Genomic DNA, 22,090 nt, shown 5'->3' on the forward strand with positions numbered 1-22,090 from the left:
TTGTAATTTTATAAAAAATCTTACTAAAAACTTTTGGCGCATTGATGAACATTGATTTTCTGGATGCAGGCTGTGCGGATGCCATCCATATTAATTTTAAAGGCACTGATGATAAAACGCACAACATCATAATTGACGGCGGCAGCGAGAAGAGCCGCCTTTATGAGTCAGGGCTCAGAAAGAGATTGCATGAAATAGCCAACGTCAGAAAAGAAATAATTGATATATGGATCATCACCCACATTGATGATGATCATATAGGCGGAATTCTCCGTCTTCTTAAAGATGCTGACCTTCTGAAAGCCGTGGATCTCTCCAGAACCACTTTCTGGTTCAATTATTCCAACTGGGACTATGACACCGGCATCCGGAGCAATAACTTAAAAAATGTCAAGCAGGGCATTACCCTTAGGGAGTACCTTGCAGCCCATTCACATGTAAAACAGGACATAACCGACAGCCACCCCCTGATTGATTTATGGGGAGCCAAATTGATTATCCTGTCTCCCGACAATGCAAAATACAATTCGCTTCTCAAGCTGTGGAAAAATGAGGAAGTGAAAATGAGGGATAAGGAGCCTTCATCTTTAAAAAGCATTAGAAATAATGACTACGGCAGGAGGATTGAAGATTTCGACACTTCCAGGGAAGTGAAGGATGTTTCGGTGGAAAACGGATCAAGCATAAGTTTTATGCTGCAGTTCAACGGCGAATCATTTCTGTTTACTGCCGACAGCCATCCTGATGTACTTGTCTCGGCTATCAGGAGAAAATTCGGAGGGCAGAAGATCAAGCTAAAGCATATGCAGATTCCCCATCACGGAAGCAGGTATAATACAAGCAATGCTCTACTGGAGCTGGTTGACTGCGAAAATTACATTATTTCAGCAGATGGATATAACCGTTCAAATCTGCCCAACAAGGAAACTTTAGTGAAAGTGCTTCGCGCCAATCCCGATAAAAACATCAATTTTTTTATCACGCAGGAAAATGAACTTACAAGGAACATTTTTAAAGCAGATCCAGAATTTAATACTAATCTAATATTTCCCCAGCCGGGAAACAGCCACCTTCACTTTGAAATAGGATGACAGCAGAGAAAGATTTTATAGTAAGAATTGAAAATCCCCAGGGATTCAGCAGCGGACTTATATATTCGCCGGCCGGCCAATCAGAAGAGGCCTATGTTTTTACGGCAAGACATGCTCTGGTTGGGGATAATGGGATTGCATGGGATTGCAATGAGCTGTCAGTCGGATTTCTTACTGATAATGGATGGTCTGAGTATAAGCTGCATGATGGGGATGTAATATTATTTGGCGAAAACAATGCAAGTGAAGATATAGGAGTACTGATAGTCAAAAAGCAATTCCTTCCCGTATCGCTTAACTATGATAAATGCCCTGAAATCTGCCTGGTGCCGGCTAAAGTCCATGAGCTTGAGATAACAGGTTTTCCTAAAGTGGTTCTTAATCAATTAAAAAGAACGCTGCACCATTTGATGCCCCTTAAGGATAGAGATTACGAAAGGCAGATACAGATTGAAGTATCAGATCCCCTGACCGGGGAGTACAATGACGACAACCTTGTGGAAGGCTATTCGGGAAGTCCGGTATTTGTTAAAGTGAATGACAGATATTTCTGCTGCGGCCTATTTCTTGCCTATGAGACAAAAAATAAAAGAATATTGGGGATCGATCTTTCTCTGGTAAATGATCTTCTGGCGTCAAGATCGCTGCCCCTTTTATCATTGCTGCAGATAGAGACAGACCCTACTGTGCTTGAAGCAGCTGAAAAGCTTAATGAAAATTCTTTCAGGGTGCTTTCAAGAATACGAGACAGCGTTGGAAAAGTCAACCTGCCGAGGACCGAAATTTCAGCCGCTGCTTTGGAAGTTATAAAAAACGGCAAGCTGGCAATATTTACAGGAAAGCCGGGAAGCGGAAAATCGGCGATGGTTAAGAAGATTTTGGATGGACTAAAAAGCGATTTTGAAATATTTGCTTTTCAGGGCGAGCAGCTGGACAAAAAAAGCATCGAGGAGATATTTGCAGATAAGCCCTTCTGCTTTGGCATATCCCTTTCAGAGGTTCTTGATTCCCCGCAATTCGGTAAAAAGAAAATTTTCCTTATAGATAGCATCGAAAAAATACTTGAAACGGATAATGCTGAGACAATATTGGATTTTTTTGAACTGCTTTTTAAAAGAGAGAATATTACATTAGTGTTTACCTGCAGGAGCTATGCGGCCGAGCATTTAAAAATCCGTTTTTTAAGGCAGTTTCCCGCTTTTCCCGATTTTGATGTGCCTGCGCTTGATGCAGCGGAGCTGGAATGCATCGCTGAGAGCTATCCGATGCTGAGAACGTTAGCAAAAAATAAATCCCTTTTGAAAGTTCTCCAGATTCCCTTTAATCTGGATAAGGCAGTGTCTTTACCTCAGAATTCGGTAAAAGATGATATTGATACTGAAGCAAGGTTCAAACAGATCATGTGGGAATATGTGATTGAAGGGCGCGAAAAGGAATCAGATCCCCGAAAAAGACAGCTGCGCGGTGAGACATTTATGGAAATTGCCCTGAAGAGGGCATCGGCAATGAGCGCATATGCAACTGTTGAGCACGCACGTGCTGACATACTTCACGAGCTGACCGCTGACCATATTATTGATCCCGAACCGGTATACAGAAGAAGCTTTGCGGCAGCTCATGACATCTATGAGGACTGGGCATTGACAAGGCATATTGACAGCAATTATCTGCAGTACATTGCTGAAGAGGACAATTACGGCGCTTTTTATGATGCAATAGGAACCGCTCCGGCAGTCCGGCGAGCCTTCAGAATCTGGATATCAGAAAAAATACAGGCAATGGACGGATCTGCAGGCCAGCTCGTAAAATCAACCCTCAACGATTCGGCAATCCAAAACTACTGGAAGGATGAAATATTAGTTGCTGTCATGCAGTCGCATTACAGCAGTGATTTTCTGCGGGAAAACAAGGATTTTCTATTTTTAGATCAGTTTAAATATTTCATAAGGATAATTTTTTTAGTTCGGGTTTCTTGCCAGAAGCCGGATTTTTCCCTCCTGAACGCATTGGATGTGGACAAAAGGACTCAGGTATATCACAATATCAATCTGGTTCCCTACGGTGAAGTATGGGCCAATCTCATTGAATTTATTTTCTTAAACCTGAATCTGCTGCAGCCACAGATGAGATTGATACTATCAATGCTGCTGCAGTGGGAGAAAGGCCTGAAAAAAAACGGACCGTTTCCTGCCGAGGCCGAGCATGCGGCTAAAATTTTAATATGGTTTTACAGTAATTTTACATCAGGTGTCCCATCTGGCCAGGGAAGGGCTAAAACTGAGAATCTTGAAAATGGAATATTAATGCTTTTCCGTCTGTCTGACTTTGTCAAAGATGAATTGAAATCATTAATAGAGGATGCGTTTAGAAATAAAAACAGGGATGCTGATTTTGAAATCGGCAATCTGTATGACAAGATTTTAGAGTATGCCCTTGACGGGTACGAAGGGCAGAAAATATGCAAAAATTATCCTGAACTTGTCCTTGAAATTGCAGAAAGCAAATGGTTTTATTATCCGCCGACTCCTGAGCAGATTGCAGAAATGAAGAGGCAGTCCATCCTGGGGCCGTACCACCGGTCGATGATGCACACTGAACAGGATTTCGGCTTCAGAAGGAGCACAGAAAGGCATTATTCACCTGGAAGCCCTTATGAAACGCCTATATTGAACCTTCTGCTGTATTCTCCCTTTGCAACTGTAGATTTTTTAGTGAAGCTATTTAATCACGCTGCCGATTCCTATATCAAGTCCGATTTCGGCCGGGACAATGAATTTCTGCATCCTGCCGACCACCGTTCGCAGATAACTGTTATAATGGACGACGGAAGAGAGATTAAACAGCATGCCAGCCCTTCATTATGGATGATGTTCAGAGGAACCTATTTTAATTCGCCCGATGTTCTGAAATCCTGCCTAATGGCAGCCGAGTGCTATCTGCTGCAGATCGGCCGAGATATAAAAGAGAACAAGCATGACCAGTACACTAAATTTTTAAAGGCTTCCTGGGACTACACCTTTGAGGCTTTTTTAACCAGATGCAACAGCGTCATGGGGTCGGCAGTGCTTATAAGTGTCGCTAATGAGCATATGGATCTTGCCGGAAGAAGAATTTTTCCTTTACTGAAAATAAGGGAGATTTATCATCTGGATTTCCACAGGTGCCTTAAAGAATCAGAAGCCTACAGTCCTCTGAGCTATAAAAAGCACCGCCAGCTGCGCCACCTGCAGCTGCAGAATTTCCAAACACTAAAGCATAGAAGCAAAAGCATTGAAGATCTGGTTATAAACCTTAGCCTTGGCGAGTTTCAAACCGAAATCTTTGGGATCATAGATAATTTTAATCTGGAAAACCCGACAGACCAAAACTGGCGTTTTGCACTTGCCCGGATAGACCGCAGAAAATTAAGAATAGTAAAGGAAGTTGAAAACGGCTATCTGTTAGAAACACAACTGGAGGATGACTTGCAAAAGGTTGTCGAGGAAAATAAGACGAAGCAGGAAGAGAACCATACCGTTTCTTATGCAGCATACTGGTGCATGCAGAAATTTAAGCATGAAACCGTGGAAGAGGACAGTTATGAAAAATGGTCGGAGTTCCACAAAATCTCTGTGGATGCCCAGGATAATAAAAACATCTCCAAGATGCATAACCAGCCCGTGCTGGTGGCTGCAATGGGAATCAGGGATTTCTATAGGTCATTAAGCGCAGCAGAAAGAGAATGGTGTGAAACAAAAGTAAACGAGCTCTTTAAATACGAACTTTTCGAAAATAGGCTAATGGATTTTACGAATTCCAAATACACGGTGTATGAAACAGAAGCTGCCTTTTCTGTTGTTCCAATTTTGATGCTCAAGTCGGATGAGACGCAAAAGAAGATGTACAAGCAGAATATTCTTTATTACTTAACGCATTTTCATCAGAGATCCGAGCACAATTCCCTGAGAGCGTCAATTAACAGCTACCTATGGAAGCATGATCCCGGTTTTGTATTAAACTGCATCTTCTGCATTGTGGAGTATTCAAAATTCTCGCACCTTAAGCACAGGCTGGAGCATTTAAGCGGATATAAATCTTATAAAAGAAATTTATTTTCCATTATAAAAACAGCACATTATAGAATAAGGTTAAAAATAAATCCCCATTATAAACCCAAAGGCCGCATTGCTGGGCATATCAAATACAACGATGCCCTTAAACAATACAGCGCCGCTATTGATGCCATTATGAATAGGGTCGCTAAAGAGGAAACCCCAGTGCAGATTGCAATTCCTGAATATCAGTCAAATGCAGGCGACTGGCTTTTCGAAGCTTTAAAACTGGTGCCGGCTGAAACAGAACTCAAAATTCTTCGGGACTATTTCAAGAATGTCTTGAGTTTCATTTTTGAAACCTTTGCAAAAGATTCCGATCCATATGACGACACGATCCATCATACCCTGCAGCAGTTTTTTCAAGAAAAATTTGCACTGTTTTTACTCAGCCAGCCTGAGGATACTGCAATTGAGAACTTTAAAGCATTAATTGACTGGGCTTATGCAGATGGCGTAAAAATCTTTTATTCCGATAAAAGATATGATTTTACCGTTAAGTGCCTGGAGGAAGTGGTAAACCAGTTTTTAAATGATGAATCCAAAGCGGCAAATTTCTGGATTTTATGGAGTTATTTAAGCCATAAGATTTTAACGGCTAAGATGTTTATTTTTGATAAAGCCTTTCTATTCAACCATCGCATACTTTCCTTAACGCAGTTAGATTGGAATCCCCTAAAAAATAAAAAGCATTTTTTTGAAACTTTTATACTCCAGGGGGGAGATCTTGAATCTTCCGGAAGATTAACAGCCGGCATTGGATTTGAGGAATTAATGCCTGACGCTGTCAGCTGGCTGGCTGAACGCATTAAAAAAGAGTGGCCCGGAAATAAAGACTGGGATTTTTATCTTGAAAAAATTATTATCCAGACCTATTACGACGGCCGCATGAGAAGAGAAATCACGGCATCTGCCAGATTAAGGAATGATTTTATTGCGCTGCTGGACAAGCTGATAGATCAGAGCGCTTCTTCCACAGCTTATATAATCCGTGAAGATTTCATATCTTCAAAAGGACTGCCGTAAAATTGGTGACATTTTTCAGTAACTCGGAAAAAAATACAGAAAAGATAAAAAAGATTCACGGTATTTATGAACCGCACCATTTTGTCTTTAATGACTGTATCTTTGCCTTTAGTGCAGACAGGTCGTTAATCTCATGGAGATAAAACAGTCCAACTACAATATAATGGGAATTTGGCTTAACGTCTTCATTGAAGGTATCCGTAAAATAAAACTGCGGGTCTGCTGAATTATAAATTAAGGCATATGCATTATCAGGATTCGGAGCCGAGATGCATCCATTAAACAGATTTACAATCTCCTGATCAGTAAGCGCACATAAAAAGTGGCAGATTAGTTCATTCATGGTATTACTTGTAAAATTTATATTCAATTCCAAATTTAAACACCGATGCCGGCGTAGATCCGGTTGGGAAAAAACGGATAATTAAAGTATCGCTGTTTTTTTTAGCTGTGATCTTATAGCCTCTTTCTTCCATGTAGGTGGAGGTTTTGTCCTGAGCATCAATAATTTCAATTTTGGCAGGATTTTTTGAAACCTTAAATATGGAATTATGTGTGTTTTCAAATATAAAAATATTTCCCTGTTTTTCAACTGTAATGTAATCTGCAGAAGCGGTGTCCGAGCTCATGATGCGGTTAACTGCCCCTGCATTTAAATTATAAGTGGTTTCAACCATTTTGCCATAGCCCGGTTTCGAACTGCACGACATTATAACCGCCAGTATGGGCAGCAGCGTTTCTTTTTTCATTTAACCTTCTTTTACGTTAATAAAATATATCCTTCTGATCTAAAGTTTGATACACGATTTGAAATAAGATCAGGAATTAAATTTTCTCGGCATTATTGCCTGCTGTTTAAAGCACAACAGCAGATTTATTCTGTAAATATAGCCCTATAATAATCTCGAGGTTACGGTTTTCCGTATTACGCCAATTTTAAATTTATGGCTGAAGATACGAATATTCGTTCATATCTTCTGGATTTTTGGGTGAATCACCCAATGAAGAAAGCAGGTGGATTTTGATCCGCTAGTATCGGCAGAGCTTCTTTTCATTTCCCGCAGAAACGGGCATGGACTAAACAGCGGATTTAAAACTGCCGAATTTTAATTACTGTGCAGATCGTTTTTTTAGAAGGCTGGAATTAAAAAATTAGCTAACTTTAGGCATAAGAACTAATACAGTACAGTATGGATATTGATTATCAGGACCGTAATATTTTTGAAACGGATTATATTTTCAGGATACAGACCTTTGAGAAGTACCTGGAAAGCCCCGCCGCATCACAGCAGCATTATGCAGAGTATAAGGCGGGACTCATTCCCAACATATTTTACGCGCATAATATGAAGGATGTCCTGAGCCTCTTCAAAGAAGAATATGATGATATAAAGTCCGGACTCGAGCGCTATGAAACGGACGACAACAATGATTTTCCGATGCTCAAGTCCTACGTAAATACGGAAAGGAACCTGCGAAAAATATTGGACAAGGACCAGCTAAGAGACTATACCACACTGCTGGAACGCTCCTTTGACAGCCAGAAGACCGATGCAAAGGCCACAGCAGTGAGCCGTTTTTTTCTGTCCAGCCCGATATTGGAGAGCTATATCTATCAGATTGAGAAGGTTTTCGGGAAAGGCATCCTAGACTGATTTCGGATTTTCTGGTGAGATTTTCGGATCATATGCCGTCCTTTTAATCTCTTAATTTTCGATTTATGGAACTGCATTTTGAAGATTTAGCGCTGACCGTTAGAGCCGGAGAGCTGGACGTGCCTTACGGCCTGAGTGACGAGACCCTGTTTTTATCGGTCCGCAGCCATTTAGCCGGTGTGCTTGGTTTCGGAGGCACAGAAATTTTCTGTTTTGGACCGGCACCGGACAACACGGCAGACGGTCAGGATGAGCTGCTGGAGAACGGCATCTTCTACCGTATCATCGGATATGAAAAGAATCTTGGCATCGATCTGGAGAGTGCGGCGGATGAAATAATGAGCGCCTTCCATTTCTTGGTCGAAAATTTCGAGCCAAGATGGGCCACGATCTTCGTGGAGGAGGGATCCGCAAAAAGAGAGGTGACAATCGAGCTTCTGTATCAGGAAGTGTTCTGAAAATCGTTCCTCACTGCTGTTCTTTGCGCAAAAGGATCAAGCAGGCCAATTATAAATTTAAAATAGAGGAGAGATGAATCCAGAAGACGGCATTGAAAGATTTATCAGCGCGCAGCAGGACACCTACGCCCGGGCATTGGAAGAAATCAGAAGCGGACGCAAGCAGAGCCACTGGATGTGGTTTGTCTTCCCGCAGATCAGGGGTCTGGGTTTTACGGACTATAATGTATATTTTGGCCTAAAAGACCTGGACGAAGCCAGGGAATATCTTAACGATCCGGTGCTGGGCAAACGTCTTGTCGAGGTTTCACAGGCGGTCCTGGGACTGAACGGAAAAACCGCGCTGGAGATTTTCGGAAAGCCTGACCAGCGGAAGCTCAGGTCCTGCATGACGCTGTTCAGCAGGATTGCCGATGCGGATCCGGTCTTCGGAAAAGTGCTTCAGAAATACTATGGCGGCATTTTGGATGAGAAAACAATTTCCATTCTCGGGACTCAAAATTAGGTTCTAATGATTCTATCCAAACCTCACAGGTCGACGTAGATAATTTTTACCTTCTCGCGGTGCCCGTCGATCAGGCAATTTATCTCATTGCTCAGCTCCCTGTACTTGGCTGCCGACTCTTCCTTTTCCTGATTCTTTTCCATTTCCAGCCTATTGGTTTTTTCCTCGGGAGTTTCCTGGACCATCTGCCCCAATTCCATTTCGGTGCCTGGCTCGCCATCATTTTCCAGAGCCTCTTTCTGCTGCCACCTTAAGGCAGCTTTTGCCTCCCTGTGGCAGACGATGATGTAGTCTTTCAGCAGCCCGACACATCTTTGCACATGCTCGCCGAAGCCGCCGTCTTCGTCAAGGAGTTCATAGGGATAGGTGTAATTGATGATCTCCATTCGGGAATGAAGGTCAATTTTAAAGTATTCTATAAATTCAGAGTCTGTGACTCCGTTAAACTTATCGATTTCCATAGCAGTATCTGTTAGATTTGAAAGCCGACCAGGTTTCCCTGATAGGGAAAGGCGAAATCCTCGATTTTCACCGACTGGTCCAGCCATGCGGATTCGTCCTGTCGTTTGAGCATAATGGGCATTCTGAGCTTATGGTTATGGATGTACTGCATCAGGCCATTTGCTTTTGTGGTCACCATGGTGTAGGTGTTTTTAATTTCATTTGTTAGGGGATCCGTCCAGGAGGAATACAGGCCGGCAAACGTAAAGATTTCATCATCCTGCGAATTGATCTGGTACTTGTCCTTGCTTTTTCCCTTCTCATCATTCCAGTGCCATTCGTAATAGGCAGATGCGATTATCAGGCATCGGTTATGTGTTATATTCTTGAATGATGCTTTCTCGTCAATGGATTCAATGCGGGCATTGAGAGTGTTTTTCCTGAACTCGATGTCCTTTGCCCAGGAAGGCAGCAATCCCCAGGTGTAATCCGTTGTGATCAGATGCGGAGAGGAATTTAGTATCACAGGGATATTTGGATGGGAGAACCCGTTTATAAAATCCGACTGCAGATAGGTTTCCTCATTGTCGAGTTCCGCATTAAAGCGTCTTTTGAGATCTTCTATGGAGGCATTCTGCTGGGTATAATAACACATAATATTCCGTTTTAAAGGCTGTTTTAAAAATGTCTTATCCTGATTCTAATTTGCCCTTTTAAGGGCTTTAGTCTTTTTCATACGGCTTAAGTTTGAATAAACGATCTTATGGAATCTTACCCAATAGACATTAAACGCATCGAAAGGCTTATTAAAGAAAATGAAAAGCGAAAACAAAAGCTTAGAAAAAGAAACAGCAGAAAACTGATGTACGGCATGCTTGTTTTCCTCTTTCTGTTTCTGCTTTTCTATCAAATTTAGTTCATTCTTAGGACATTGCATAACTAAATATTCAAAATTTCATTCTGTGGCGCGGCAGATTAATTTCGTGATCCTGCGGATAAGGCTGGCGGTGGGTGCTGCTGACATCCTGTTTGATATTGTGCTGTGTGGAATACCTTTTTTCCGAGTCCGAATATCTCGGATCAGGTATAAATGGCATTTTCGCCATTCTGGAAATGGTGATCGTAGGGAAATGATAGTCAACTTCCACTGTGCCCAAAAGCAGGTAGCATCCGCCTCCCTGAAAAGGATTATTTACAAGACTGTCCGGGAAATGCGCCGTATCAAAATAGGCTCCCTCATGATCGATCCATGTCCCGAAATACATATTGCCCCTTTTTGTAGGCACCTGTTTTGTCGAGATGAGATAGGCAAGCATGCGAACTTCCTTCTTATGGTATTTTAACAAATCCCGAACCATCACATCCCCTCGGTATCTGGTTTTGAGCAGATCAAAAACGGTGCAGGAAACCGGGAAATTCAAAAGCTCGATTTCATCAAAGGCATCCTCAAAAATCGAGCGCTCCAGAACAGGCAGCTTAAATTCCTTTGCAGGCTGTTCAATGAGCATAAGCCCGCGATTTGCTGGCTTGAAATTATTCATCAAAAGGCTTACCTGCACCAGAAGCTGGTTTTTGGTTTTTCCCGTAAAACGGAAAGCGCCGATAAAAATAAGTGTCTTTACATTCTCAATTCCCATCGGCACCCTGTTTATAAAATCTTCCAGCGATTTATAGATGCCGTTTCTCTCGCGCTCAGCAGCGATGAACAGCGATAGTTTGGAATCCAGGCCCTGCAGGTGCATAAATCCCAGATAGATATCGGTGCCGTAAAGAGCGGTCTCGTATCCGCTTTTATTCACGCAGGGGGTATGGATAACAGCGCCGGCCATTCTGGCTTCGTGCACATAGATTTCAGTTCTGTAGAACCCTCCCTGATTATTGATTACGGCAACCATAAATTCAATAGGGTAGTGCACCTTCAGATAAAGGCTCTGGTAGCTCTCCACGGCATAGGATGCGGAGTGGGCCTTACAGAAGGAATAGCCTGCAAAGGATTCGATCTGGCGGTAGATTTCCTGGCTCAGCGCTTCGGGATGCCCTTTTGCGGCCGCCGAAATAAAAAAATCGTCCTTCACTTTCTGGAGCGCCGCTTTAGAGCGTCCCTTGCCCGACATGGCACGCCTTAGGATATCGCCGTCCGCTGCCGACAGCCCGCCGTAATGCAGGGCAATTTTGATCACGTCTTCCTGATACACCATAATGCCGTAGGTTTCTCCGAGCTCCTTTTCAAAGACCGGGTGAAAGTATTCAAATTTTGACGGGTTGTTATGGCGGAATATGTATTCCTTCATCATTCCCGACTGCGCCACTCCTGGACGGATGATCGAAGAGGCAGCAACAAGGGTTTTATAATTATCGCATTTCAGACGGCGCAAAAGCCCCCGCATCGCAGGGCTCTCGATATAGAAGCATCCTATGGTTCTCCCTTCGGCCAGATAGACGTTTGCGGAGGGTTCGTTTTTTGAGATTCTCGTGTCGCGGATATTGATCCGGATTCCTCTGTTCTTCTCAATAATCTTCACGGTATCGTCAATATGCCCGATGCCCCGCTGGCTGAGGATGTCAAACTTGTCAAAACCGATATCCTCTGCCGTATGCATATCAAAGAGCACAATGGGGAATCCTTTCGGGGGCATTTCCAGAGGGGTGTAATTGGTCAGCGGCTCTTCGGAAATCAATATCCCGCAGGAATGCATGCTTCTCATATTGGGGTATTTTTCGAGCATCATGCCGTATTCCTGAACCAGCTTTACAATTGAGTTGGTCTGGTGGAGCTTCATTGGATTTTTCGCCAGCATATCCAGCTCGTCTTTAGGCAGGCCGAAGACCTTTCCGACCTCGCGGAAAATCGAGCGGTATTTGAATTCAACATTAGTCCCGCAGAATGCCACATAGTCGCTTCCGTATCGGTTTGAGATGTATTTCAGGATCACATCGCGCTCTTTCCACGACCAGTCGATATCGAAGTCGGGAGGGCTTTTGCGGTTCTCATTCAAAAAGCGCTCGAAATACAGGTCAAGCTCCAATGGGCAGATGTCGGTTATTCCCAGACAGTAGGCAATGATGCTGTTCGCGCCCGAGCCCCTTCCGATATGAAGGAAGCCGCAGAAGGTGCTGTAGCGTATGATGTCCCAGGTGATCAGAAAGTAGCCGCTGAATTCAAGGTCATTGATGACTTTCAGCTCTTTCTCCACACGCGCTTTTGCTTCTGCATTATGGCGCCCATATCTCCGTACCAGGCCTTCTTCGGCAAGGGTGGTCAGAAGGGCAATATCCCCTTTTTTACTTTTGGTGTAATGCCTTTTGTTTTTCGGACTTTCAAAATCGTACTGAAAATTACAGCGCTCGATGATATGCCTTGTATTCTGGATGATTTCGGGATAATCTTCATACAGTGCGATAAGTTCCGCTTCCGGAATCATCACATCCGATTTGCCGCACCAGTGGTCAGGTTCGAGTTTGGAGAGAAGCTCATTGAGGTCAACCGCGCGCAGGATCCTGTGCAGGTTGTATTCCCTTTTGGTGCGGAATACCACCGGCTGGAGGATCACCATTTCGGCGCGGCGTCTTCTCCACTGCGATACGACGAGCTTCTGCAGCTGGTCGGGACGTATGCCTATGTATTCATTATGCCGCAGCTCGTCGGGCGCATTTTCCAGAGGATAGATGATGAAAACATCCGAGAAGAACGGCGCTGTTTCGGGGAGCGGCTTCTTTTCAAAGTTATGTTCGGTCAGAAAGCGGTTCATCTGGGCGAGCCCCACGGCATTCTGCGCAAGGCCGATATAGCGCAATTTATGGCTGCAGCGGAATTCTATCCCGACAAGCGGTTTTATGCCTAGAGCCTGGCAGCCTTTTATAAAATCATAAATCCCTGTAACGGTATTGATATCGGTCAAGGCTGCCGCCGTGACACCGCAATCCGCTGCCTGCCTGATCAGATCATCCAGCGGTATGGTGCCGTAGCGCAGGGAATGGAATGAGTGGCAGTTGAGAAACATGATTTATTTTTTTCGTTTTAAAATTTCGTCTTTGTTATTGGACTTGAAAGATGCACCGGCGCATCTCATCACGGCATCAAAGCCGTAGCGGCTCTTCATTCGGTCCATTGCCTGATACAGGGCAAGCATCTCCTCGGTGTCATTGAACAGGTCGATCTGGTAGGTTCCCCTGACAAGGCCGCTGAAGCGCACACCGATTAGGCGCAGCCTCATCCTTCGCTGGTAGAGCTTCTCAAAGAGATCTGCGACTGTCTGGTTCAGGATATGGTCGGCCGAGGTATACTGCACACGGGACTGTTTGGTTTCGGTATCAAAGTTGGCATAGCGTATTTTGACGGTCACAGTCGAGGCGAGCCACTCTTCTGCGCGCAGCTGGTAGGCCAGCTTTTCGACCATTCCCTGCAGGATCCTGCTGAGTTTCAGTATATCAATCGTGTCCTGGGAGAAGGTGTGCTCGGTGGAAATGGACTTTCTTTCCGTGTAGGGCTCCACAGGGGTGTTGTCGATGCCGTTGGCTTTCTTCCAGAGTTCTGTTCCGTTTTTGCCGATCATCTGTTGCAGGGACTCGGCGGGCATTTCGGAGAGCGTGCGGATGGTGCGGATGCCGATGCGCGAAAGAAGCTCAAAGGTTTTCTGCCCCACCATGGGGATCTTGCGGATGGAGAGCGGGTTCAGGAAGGACTGCACCAGATGCTCGGGGATTTCAAGGTTCTGCTTCTGCTTGCCTTCGCCCGTGCCGATTTTCGATACGGTCTTGTTGACCGAAAGGGCAAAGGTGAGGGGCAGGCCCGTTTCCTTTGTGATTCGCTGCGCCAGCTCATCGGTCCATTTGTAGCTTCCGTAGAAACGGTCCATGCCGGTGATGTCGAGATAGAATTCATCGATGCTGGCCTTTTCCACCACGGGCGCCTTTTCCTGGATGATTTCGGTAATGTCATGGGAGAGCCTCGAGTAGAGCTCCATGTCGCCCTTCATGATTTTGGCCTGAGGGCAGAGCTTCATGGCCATGTGTATGGGCATGGCCGAACGCACCCCGAATTTACGGGCTTCGTAGGAGCAGGATGCCACAACGCCCCTGTCCCCGCCGCCTATGATCAGCGGAATGCCGTTAAGTTCTGAATTGGAAAGCCTTTCGCACGATACGAAAAAGGTGTTCATGTCGATATGCACAATTGCCCTGCTCATGGTCTGTTCATTTTTATACAGATCAAAATTAGTACAGATAATAACATTTTATAAAAGTTATCATGTTACAAATAGCAACAATTTTAAAAAAGCCTTATTTTTCAGCAGGTATTCATAAAAGAAAAAAGAGGCCGGAAAGGCTTTATTCAGAATTTACGGCATAGGGAATTCTGAAAAGAATGCTGTTTTTATTTTTAAAAGGATTAAATGACTTTAAAAAAAAACGTTATAAAGTGTTATTGCTTCTATAATTTTCAATCTTTTGCTTCAATTGCTGAAAATTATGCAGGTAAATTCCGTATATTTAAGGTCTGTTAACCGCTAAACGGATATAATTCGATTATTTATCGATTTTCAATTCTTACGTACCTGATATGTATTTTTTGCAGATTCTTAGATTCTTGTCTTCTGCAGCAGCATAAAGCATGAAACCATGTCGCAAATATATAATTCCAAAAAGATTATCTATCTGGCAGATGACGATGAGGACGACAGGCTGCTGTTCCTCGATGCCGTTCAGGAGCTCAGCCTTCCAGTGACTGTCAATACAGCCGAAGACGGGCAGCAGCTTCTGAGTGCCCTTAATCAGGCGGTCGAAGGTCTTCCTGAAATTATTTTTCTGGACATCAACATGCCCGTTAAAAACGGTTTCGAATGCCTTGAGGAAATACGGCGGGGAACGCTGCCGTTCAGCGGCGTAAAAGTGATTATGCTTTCCACCAGCAGCAATGCTGAAAACATAAACCGCTCCTATGGTCTGGGAGCCGATTATTATGCCGTGAAGCCTAGCACATTCAAGGCCCTTAAAGATCTTCTGCAGAGCATAATGGAAATGGACTGGAGCATTGCGGGAAGAAACAAAGCAGAATTCCTTCTGGTTTGAGAAGGAGTCGATCATAAAAAAATACAGCCCTGCAGTTCACACTTCAGGGCTGTTATTTTATAAATGAAAGCCGATTTTAAACAGCGGCTTCTTCTGAAAGCGCCTGATCAGAGGCATTTTCCTGAATATTATTCGCAGCTGCTTCCCGTGCCGGAGCCTGCAGCGCGGCAGTCTTTTTAATTAGAATATAAAAATCCCTGAGATGCCACCATGCCGGGCAGCGGTCCACAGGTCCGCTGAAGTTTCTGATGGTGCTGTAGCAGCTCCTGAGAAAAACCTGCGTATCGGTAATATTTGCCCATTCAGTCAGTCTTACTTCCTTCGGCGGTGGATTGCTTTCAAAATAGCGTTTTATTTCTTCGTGGTTCATGCCGCAAATTTAGGCAAAAAGCCCCGCTCATCCAAGGGCAGAAAAGAAACATGGCGCTTGATATGCTGCGGATTCATCCGGTTTTCCAGCAACGTTTTGATAGCCAATTGCATGCGGTTTGCTAAAAGTCGGCCCCATTTTAATGCCTTAAGAATATTTCTTTAAGACCTAGCAGTGAGGAGGCAGAAGAATACTTATAGGAAAAATAGACCATTTTTTATAAATAATGGATGAATTTTCATAATAATCACTCAATACATTTGATCTAATTTGGCACTTTGAAAATGTACCGCAGACTCAGCCATTTTCTGCAAGAAGCAAAATTGCTCAGAATTTAAAGGAATATGCTGTACAGCAAAAGTATTGGACATGAAAATATCAGATTCTCTTAAAGGTATTATAGTTGAAACGATCTGCCTGCTTTATATACTTCTTTTTGTGTATGCGGCCTTGAGCAAGCTGCTGGATTTTGAAAATTTCCAAGTTCAAATCGGTCAATCGCCTTTGATAAGTGCACATGCATCGTGGATAGGTTATGCTGTTCCAATAGTGGAATTAATTGCAGTGGTGATGTTAACAGTATCTCGATTAAGAAAAGCTGCTTTAAGACTATCACTGGCGCTTATGACCACGTTCACCGCTTATATATTTATAGTGCTGCACTACAGTTCATTTGTACCATGCTCATGCGGAGGGATATTAGAAAAAATGAGCTGGAATGTCCATCTGATTTTTAATATAGTGTTTATTTTATTGGCAATAGTGGCGATGCTGCTTCATGAAAAACTGGATCAGCAAATTTCTAACCGGGATTACAGCCGTAGTTTGAAATGGATTGCTGGCATTATTGCATCAGGAACCGCAATAGTAATTTTTTTATTTATCTGGTCAGAACAGATGATGCATTATGAAAATCCTTTTATTAGGCGTTACCCGCGCCATGCGGTAATGTTTAATAGCAAATTGGACTTAAAATTTAACTCTTATTATTTTGCAGGGATTACTAATGGACGTATTTATCTGGGCAATTCTACAGCACCGCTTCAGCTTTTATCTGCAGATACAAACTTGAAAAATAAAAAGGTTGAACGGATCATATTCACTGAAAAAAATGTACTATTTCAAAGGCCATTAATAAGGGTTATGGATCAATGCCTTTATTTGATAGACGGTTCTGTTCCAGCAGTTTTCAACGGAAGCTTAAAAGACTTGAACGTACCTAAAAAATTCAATGGGCTGCCTTATTTTGATCAGGCAGAACCTTTGGACAGCAGCAGAATAGTGCTTCGATCAAACAAGGGAAAGGATCTTGCCAACATCATTGGGGTCTTTGATAATGAAAAGTCCAAGTCAAACTATAATCCAAAGTTGCTGCAAAAGCAAATCGACGGTGTTTTTGATACGGATGGTAGGCTTTTGTATGACGAAACCAGCCAAAAAATAGTGTACGTCTATTTTTACCGCAATCAGTTTATCACTGCGGGAAAAAATGCTGAACTGATTTCTCGGATTCATACCATCGATACCACAAGCCATGCAAAGTTAAAAGTTTCTTATCTGAAAAATAGCACGGAAAGAAAAATGTCAGCTCCTCCTTATATAGTGAATGCGGGTGCAGCCGTGCATAATAATCTTGTTTTCATTTATTCGAAAATCAAAGGGAGATTTCAGGATGAAAAGACCTGGGATCAGGCTTTTATAATTGATGTTTATGACGTTAATAAACAGTCTTATTTAATGAGTTTTCCAATTTACAAGATCAAAAATGAAAAGCTAAAAAGCATTATGGTAACTAAAAACCAGTTGTATGCTATTATAGGCAGTTCGTTAGTGCTTTATGACTTAAAGACAATTCTTAAAAAAGAAATTAAAAGTGCTGAATAAAATAAAAGTCAGCCATTATGATATACCGGCCGGTATCAGGATATAAAGATCGAACACCTGTAGAAAAAAGTAGATCAGAGTTTTAATTTAATATTTATTATTATGAAAACGCAATTTTTAAAAAACGTTATTCCATTTGGTGTGATAGCACTTGGGCTTTCAGGAGCCTTTGTAACTACTTCAATGCAAAAAGCTTCGGCGGCTTCCCTTCAGATAGGTTATCAGCTGGATGCTTTTGGTGAATGCAGCAATAACACTGCTAACTGTGAGACCGAGGAAAATCAATTTGTCTGCCGAATCAATGGGACAACAGGAGCACAGGCCTGGGGAAAAGACAACAATGGAGACTGTGTGGTGAAACTTTACCGTCCCGAATAATCAAATTGAATTATTAACCATATAAGGATGCCGTTCCAGTGGAACGGCATTTTTTAAATTCAGTCAAATTAGAGTGTCCCTGCACGAATCCACTCAGCATCTTTTTGATCCTTCAGATAATAATCAAACCATTGCAGAAGGCGGATGGATAGATCTTTCTGATTCACTGGTTCCAGAAGGGTATGGTCTTCTCCGGGATACTGAAGAAAAATGCATTTCTTGCCCAGCCTGCGGAGTGCCAAGTAGTATTCCATACTTTGGAAAGGATCCACCTGAGTGTCTTCTTTTCCGCTCCACATAAGCAGGGGGATCTTTAAATTTGTGACTGACTCCAAAGGAGAATTGCGATCAAAATCCTGACGATGGCTGAACGGCGTTTTTTTTCCCATGCGCCATCCTCCACTGGAAAAACGCCACATTTCGGGCATGCGCATATTGACACCAAAAGTCAAAAATCTACGGGTAAGGTCAAAAATACCTCCACTGGCCACGGCGGTGGCGAACAGATCCGAATGATTGATGATAAATCCCGTCTCATACCCTCCGAATGAATGTCCAATCAGAGCTATTCTTTTGGAATCCACAAGCCCCATTTCAATTATTTTCTTTGTCCCAGATTCAACGCAGTCAAGTGCTGACAATCCCACGTTTTCATTTTCATGGACTATATCCGGGCTGAATACAAAATAGCCTTCTGAGGTAAAAATTGTAAAGTTATAACCTGGTTCATTAAGCAGTGTCGGATTGCTATACTGATGCAGTGTATGAGACTGTTTTTCATATATATGAACGATCATTGGATAATCCTCGGACGGATTATAGCCGGCAGGGTAGTATAATACCCCTTTTAGGTTCTGTTTTTTTGAATTCTGAAATCTGATCAGCTCGGTTTTTCCCCACAAATAATTTTCCTGCTGCGGGTTGCTCTGCACTACGACATGAGTTTCCCTATCATTTTTTTTAGAAATTATCCTTGGGGGCAGATTAAATTTCTGCTCAACCATAATTGCAGTTTTGGTTTTAGCATTGAAAATAAATCTATCAATATAGGAATCTGTAAAGAATATTTCTTTTTCTCCCTTATTCTGGCTCCAATGCCAGTAACCAGTCTTTCCGTCATCTCCTAATGCACTAAGGAAGAGTCCTTTGTTCAGATCAAAATCTTCATTAAGCGGAGCATCATATAGTATTCTTTTATTGTTTGGCCTATCGCTTTGAATACGGAATCTGATTTTTTTCTCTCTGCCATGGGTGAGGCGTACTGCAGAACTGCCATCAGGCTTTAGAGCCCAGATATCAAATTCATCGTACAAAAGGATTTCATTGTCCTTACTGCTCCAGCCAGGATTTCCAAAGGGACCGTCCGATGCCAGTAGATTTACTTTTCCGTAAAATGGATATTTAAGTTTTCCGCTTAAATTAGTATGTGTTTTTCTTTTAACGTCGTAAGCCCACCAGTAATTGTTTTTAAAGTAAGAAATGTACTTTCCAGTCGGCGAACTATAGATAAGGTTTAGATCAGCAGATTGTTTTAAAAGAAGCGTGTCTTTTTCAAAACTATCCAGGTCCAATAGGTAGTAATCCCTTGGACCGTGATGTTCATACTGAGGTTCATACTGCTTAGGATTTGAAAGTACCGCATAGCTCAAATCACGACCAAGCATAACTGAAGGGAAAGCCTCAGATGTTATGGGAGTTACCGATTGACTCTTAGGGTTCCAGAGCATTAATTTGGGGCTTAAGTCAAATCTGCCATAGCGCTGGTTCTGGCCGTAAACCCATTTGTCATTCCAATTCCATATTTCAACATTAGATTTATCACTGCTGGCACTTATTGTATTGTTTCCTCTAATAGTAAACAGCACTTTTTCCAGATTATCAGAAATTAATATTGGATCTAATGCCGAGGTGCTGATTTTGCTTTCTGTCTTCAGGGCGTTTTCACTGCTGAAATCAAGAACATAGAGCCTGTTGAGAGGAATTGCATAGAAAAATAAGGATTCAGAAGTTTTTGCGCTTAATCTGCTATTGAAAACCAATCCCCTGCTATCTTTATTCCACGCTAAAAACTTATAATCAGCCATTTTGCTTTCAGCCATACTTTTTATGAGCTGTCCCTTGCGAAGGTCAAAAAGCATAGCAGAATTTACTCCGTCTTTTAAAACGGAATAAGCAAGCAGTAATCCGTCTGGACTCAAGGAGAAATCTGTCGCAGCGGTTATCTCATTTTTTCTTCTTGCCAATGGGCTTGCAATTATAAGTTTTTCACTTTTGCCCTTTTCTTTAATTAGGATAATAAATTTGTTCAATTCAGAGGAGTAGTCATATCGGATTACATCTTCAAAACTCTCCCTTCTGCCCGATATGGGGTCAAGTATATTCAGCTCATTTTTGTCCATAAAAGCGAAGAAGCTTTCTTTTGTAAAAAGTGATTTTGAGCCGGAAGGAAAAGCATAATTTTTATTGCTCGAGGCATTTGTGATAAACAGTGTATCTGCACCGTTCTCATACTGGAGCCCATAGCTTATCCACTCTGAATTGGGTGAAAATTTATCTAATGCAAGCTGTCCCCATAGCCTGTAATCATCAAAGTTAAGTTTTCTTTTTTGCACAGCTTGTCCCGAAGCGGGACAGGTTACTATTAATGGCAAAATAAAAAAAACATGAGCTAAAGCTCTAAAAAAGGTCATTGTAAAACTATTTTTATCAGTGCGAATCATGATTATGACTAATTATATTAATATCCGGGATTTTGCGGAAGGAGTTTTGGATTGTTTCCCAATTCGCTCTGCGGTATTGGAAAAAGACTGTCTTCGGTATTCCATCCCGCTTTAACACTTGACAATGCGGCATCCAGCTGATCCAGTCTTTTTAGATCAAAAAAACGATGCCCGTATTCAGTAAAGAGCTCCCATCTTCTCTCACTCTGCACAGCAGCAAGCAGCTGTTCTTTCGAGGCTGCCTGGGTGTTCTGTAATCCCGAGCGCAATCTTATCTTATTTAGATCTTCTTTTGCGCCGATGAGATCACCCTGAGCAGCTCTGGCTTCCGCCCGTATTAGATACTGCTCTGCCAGCCTGAGGACTACTGAATACTCTTTAGATGCAGAAGTATTGGACTGCTCTTTATATTTATAGGGATGATACCAGATATCAGTCCCTTTAGTTATGGCTTTTAACCATTTTGATTTTCTCTGGTCACCGGCTGCAAACGAACTGGCGAGAACGGTATTGACCGCAACTGATGCGGGAGGGCCGGCCGTAAATATGAATATAGAACCTTCCTTTGTATTCTGTCCTGCAGAAGCCGATTCAAACTGCCAGATGGTTTCTTTGGAATTGATTAAAAAGACATTGTTCAGATCAGATTCGAGTCCGTATAAGTTAGTACTGTTTATAAGAGCTGATGCTTCATTTGCCGCTTCCGCATACGATTTGTTATATAAGTAAACTCGGGAGAGCAGGGCCCTACATACTAATTTATTGGCTCTTCCTCTGGCATTACTGCTGTATGACACCGGCAATAATGCAGAAGCGGTCTCAAGATCGGCAATAATGCTTCCGTATATCACCTTTCTGCCAATTTTGGTGGCTGTACTGTTCTGCTTGTAGTCGGTTGCGGTAATGTATGGCACATCGCCAAAAAGATTAGTTAGGTAAAAATGCACCACCGCCCGAAGAAATAAAGCCTCCCCTAAAAGCTGTTTCTTGTTGTCCGATGTCAGCCAGGTGTTTTTATCAAGCCCCTCAATCAATGCGTTAGCGGCATAAATCTGATTGTAGGATGCGTTCCATAAGCTTGAGATTACGGTCGAACCGGGAAGCAGTGCATTATTGTAAAATGCCATATTAGTACTTGTGGGAGTTCCGTATGCCGTCAGCTCATCGGTGTAGTTTCCCAACGCATTGGAAAGCCCGTTGCCTGTACCTGTAAGAATCCCCGTATCACGAAGTTTGGCATAAATATTCATCAGGGCCGCATTTGCAGTTTCATAGTTTTCAAAAACAGAACTGCTGGAGAGCTGTGACTTTGGAAGGTTTGTTTCGACAAAAGAATCGCAAGCGTAGAATGCCAGAAAGACAATCAGGATTGAAAGTTGTTTATTTAAAAGTCTCATGATTT

The 22,090-nt window shown here is 42.7% G+C and carries 17 protein-coding genes; 8 read left to right on the plus strand and 9 right to left on the minus strand.

Annotated features, from left to right (window positions below):
• Nucleotides 1-44 precede the first annotated feature (44 nt).
• A complete protein-coding gene (locus IW18_RS01230) occupies nt 45-1,091 on the plus strand; it encodes an MBL fold metallo-hydrolase (RefSeq protein WP_041515742.1) in 1,047 nt (348 codons plus the stop codon).
• Complete coding sequence (locus IW18_RS01235) at nt 1,088-6,208, plus strand: ATP-binding protein (RefSeq protein WP_041515743.1); 5,121 nt, start codon at nt 1,088-1,090, stop codon at nt 6,206-6,208. The genes IW18_RS01230 and IW18_RS01235 overlap by 4 nt, the downstream gene beginning before the upstream one ends.
• A gap of 64 nt (nt 6,209-6,272) precedes the next feature.
• On the opposite strand, the gene IW18_RS23285 is transcribed toward IW18_RS01235, so the two are convergent.
• Nucleotides 6,273-6,551 (minus strand): hypothetical protein, encoded by a 279-nt coding sequence (locus tag IW18_RS23285; RefSeq protein WP_123902595.1) that lies wholly within the window; start codon nt 6,549-6,551, stop codon nt 6,273-6,275.
• A 4-nt stretch (nt 6,552-6,555) separates the two neighbouring features.
• Nucleotides 6,556-6,957 (minus strand): hypothetical protein, encoded by a 402-nt coding sequence (locus tag IW18_RS01245; RefSeq protein WP_041515745.1) that lies wholly within the window; start codon nt 6,955-6,957, stop codon nt 6,556-6,558.
• 441 nt (nt 6,958-7,398) lie between these two features.
• On the opposite strand from IW18_RS01245, the gene IW18_RS01250 reads away from it, so the two are divergent.
• The 3 genes from IW18_RS01250 to IW18_RS01260 all read left to right on the plus strand — a co-directional run bounded on the left by IW18_RS01250 (nt 7,399) and on the right by IW18_RS01260 (nt 8,826).
• Nucleotides 7,399-7,863: a hypothetical protein gene (locus IW18_RS01250; RefSeq protein ID WP_041515746.1), complete on the plus strand. Its 465-nt coding sequence runs from the start codon at nt 7,399-7,401 to the stop codon at nt 7,861-7,863.
• 65 nt (nt 7,864-7,928) lie between these two features.
• Nucleotides 7,929-8,321, plus strand: coding sequence for a hypothetical protein (locus IW18_RS01255; protein ID WP_041515747.1), 393 nt, complete (start codon nt 7,929-7,931; stop codon nt 8,319-8,321).
• Between the two features lie 73 nt (nt 8,322-8,394).
• Nucleotides 8,395-8,826, plus strand: coding sequence for a DUF1810 domain-containing protein (locus IW18_RS01260; protein WP_041515748.1), 432 nt, complete (start codon nt 8,395-8,397; stop codon nt 8,824-8,826).
• 23 nt (nt 8,827-8,849) lie between these two features.
• Here IW18_RS01260 and IW18_RS01265 read toward each other — a convergent pair whose 3' ends face one another.
• From IW18_RS01265 to dinB, 4 genes are all read right to left on the minus strand, one after another.
• Complete coding sequence (locus tag IW18_RS01265) at nt 8,850-9,287, minus strand: hypothetical protein (RefSeq protein ID WP_041515749.1); 438 nt, start codon at nt 9,285-9,287, stop codon at nt 8,850-8,852.
• 11 nt (nt 9,288-9,298) lie between these two features.
• Nucleotides 9,299-9,922, minus strand: a complete 624-nt coding sequence (locus tag IW18_RS01270) for an SOS response-associated peptidase (protein WP_041515750.1) — start codon at nt 9,920-9,922, stop codon at nt 9,299-9,301.
• A gap of 292 nt (nt 9,923-10,214) precedes the next feature.
• Nucleotides 10,215-13,268: a DNA polymerase III subunit alpha gene (locus IW18_RS01280; protein ID WP_041515752.1), complete on the minus strand. Its 3,054-nt coding sequence runs from the start codon at nt 13,266-13,268 to the stop codon at nt 10,215-10,217.
• 3 nt (nt 13,269-13,271) lie between these two features.
• Nucleotides 13,272-14,453: a DNA polymerase IV gene (dinB, locus tag IW18_RS22855; protein ID WP_084607889.1), complete on the minus strand. Its 1,182-nt coding sequence runs from the start codon at nt 14,451-14,453 to the stop codon at nt 13,272-13,274.
• A gap of 433 nt (nt 14,454-14,886) precedes the next feature.
• On the opposite strand from dinB, the gene IW18_RS01290 reads away from it, so the two are divergent.
• Entirely contained in the window at nt 14,887-15,336 is a 450-nt protein-coding gene (locus tag IW18_RS01290) for a response regulator (protein ID WP_041515754.1), read from the plus strand.
• 76 nt (nt 15,337-15,412) lie between these two features.
• On the opposite strand, the gene IW18_RS01295 is transcribed toward IW18_RS01290, so the two are convergent.
• Nucleotides 15,413-15,706 carry a DUF6965 family protein gene (locus IW18_RS01295; protein WP_041515755.1) on the minus strand — a complete coding sequence of 98 codons (294 nt, stop codon included), beginning with the start codon at nt 15,704-15,706 and terminating at the stop codon, nt 15,413-15,415.
• A 369-nt stretch (nt 15,707-16,075) separates the two neighbouring features.
• Here IW18_RS01295 and IW18_RS01300 point away from each other — a divergent pair, with 369 nt between their 5' ends.
• Nucleotides 16,076-17,590, plus strand: a complete 1,515-nt coding sequence (locus IW18_RS01300) for a MauE/DoxX family redox-associated membrane protein (RefSeq protein ID WP_041515756.1) — start codon at nt 16,076-16,078, stop codon at nt 17,588-17,590.
• A 102-nt stretch (nt 17,591-17,692) separates the two neighbouring features.
• Nucleotides 17,693-17,968: a hypothetical protein gene (locus IW18_RS01305; RefSeq protein WP_041515757.1), complete on the plus strand. Its 276-nt coding sequence runs from the start codon at nt 17,693-17,695 to the stop codon at nt 17,966-17,968.
• A gap of 68 nt (nt 17,969-18,036) precedes the next feature.
• Here the strand turns inward: IW18_RS01305 and IW18_RS01310 are convergent, their stop codons facing one another.
• Nucleotides 18,037-20,658: an alpha/beta hydrolase family protein gene (locus tag IW18_RS01310; protein WP_041515758.1), complete on the minus strand. Its 2,622-nt coding sequence runs from the start codon at nt 20,656-20,658 to the stop codon at nt 18,037-18,039.
• Between the two features lie 47 nt (nt 20,659-20,705).
• On the minus strand, nt 20,706-22,085 hold the full coding sequence (locus IW18_RS01315) for a RagB/SusD family nutrient uptake outer membrane protein (RefSeq protein WP_041515759.1): 1,380 nt from the start codon (nt 22,083-22,085) through the stop codon (nt 20,706-20,708).
• Between the last annotated feature and the right edge of the window lie 5 nt (nt 22,086-22,090).

Origin of the sequence: Flavobacterium hibernum, from assembly GCF_000832125.1 — a bacterium.
GTDB classification, from domain to species: domain Bacteria; phylum Bacteroidota; class Bacteroidia; order Flavobacteriales; family Flavobacteriaceae; genus Flavobacterium; species Flavobacterium hibernum.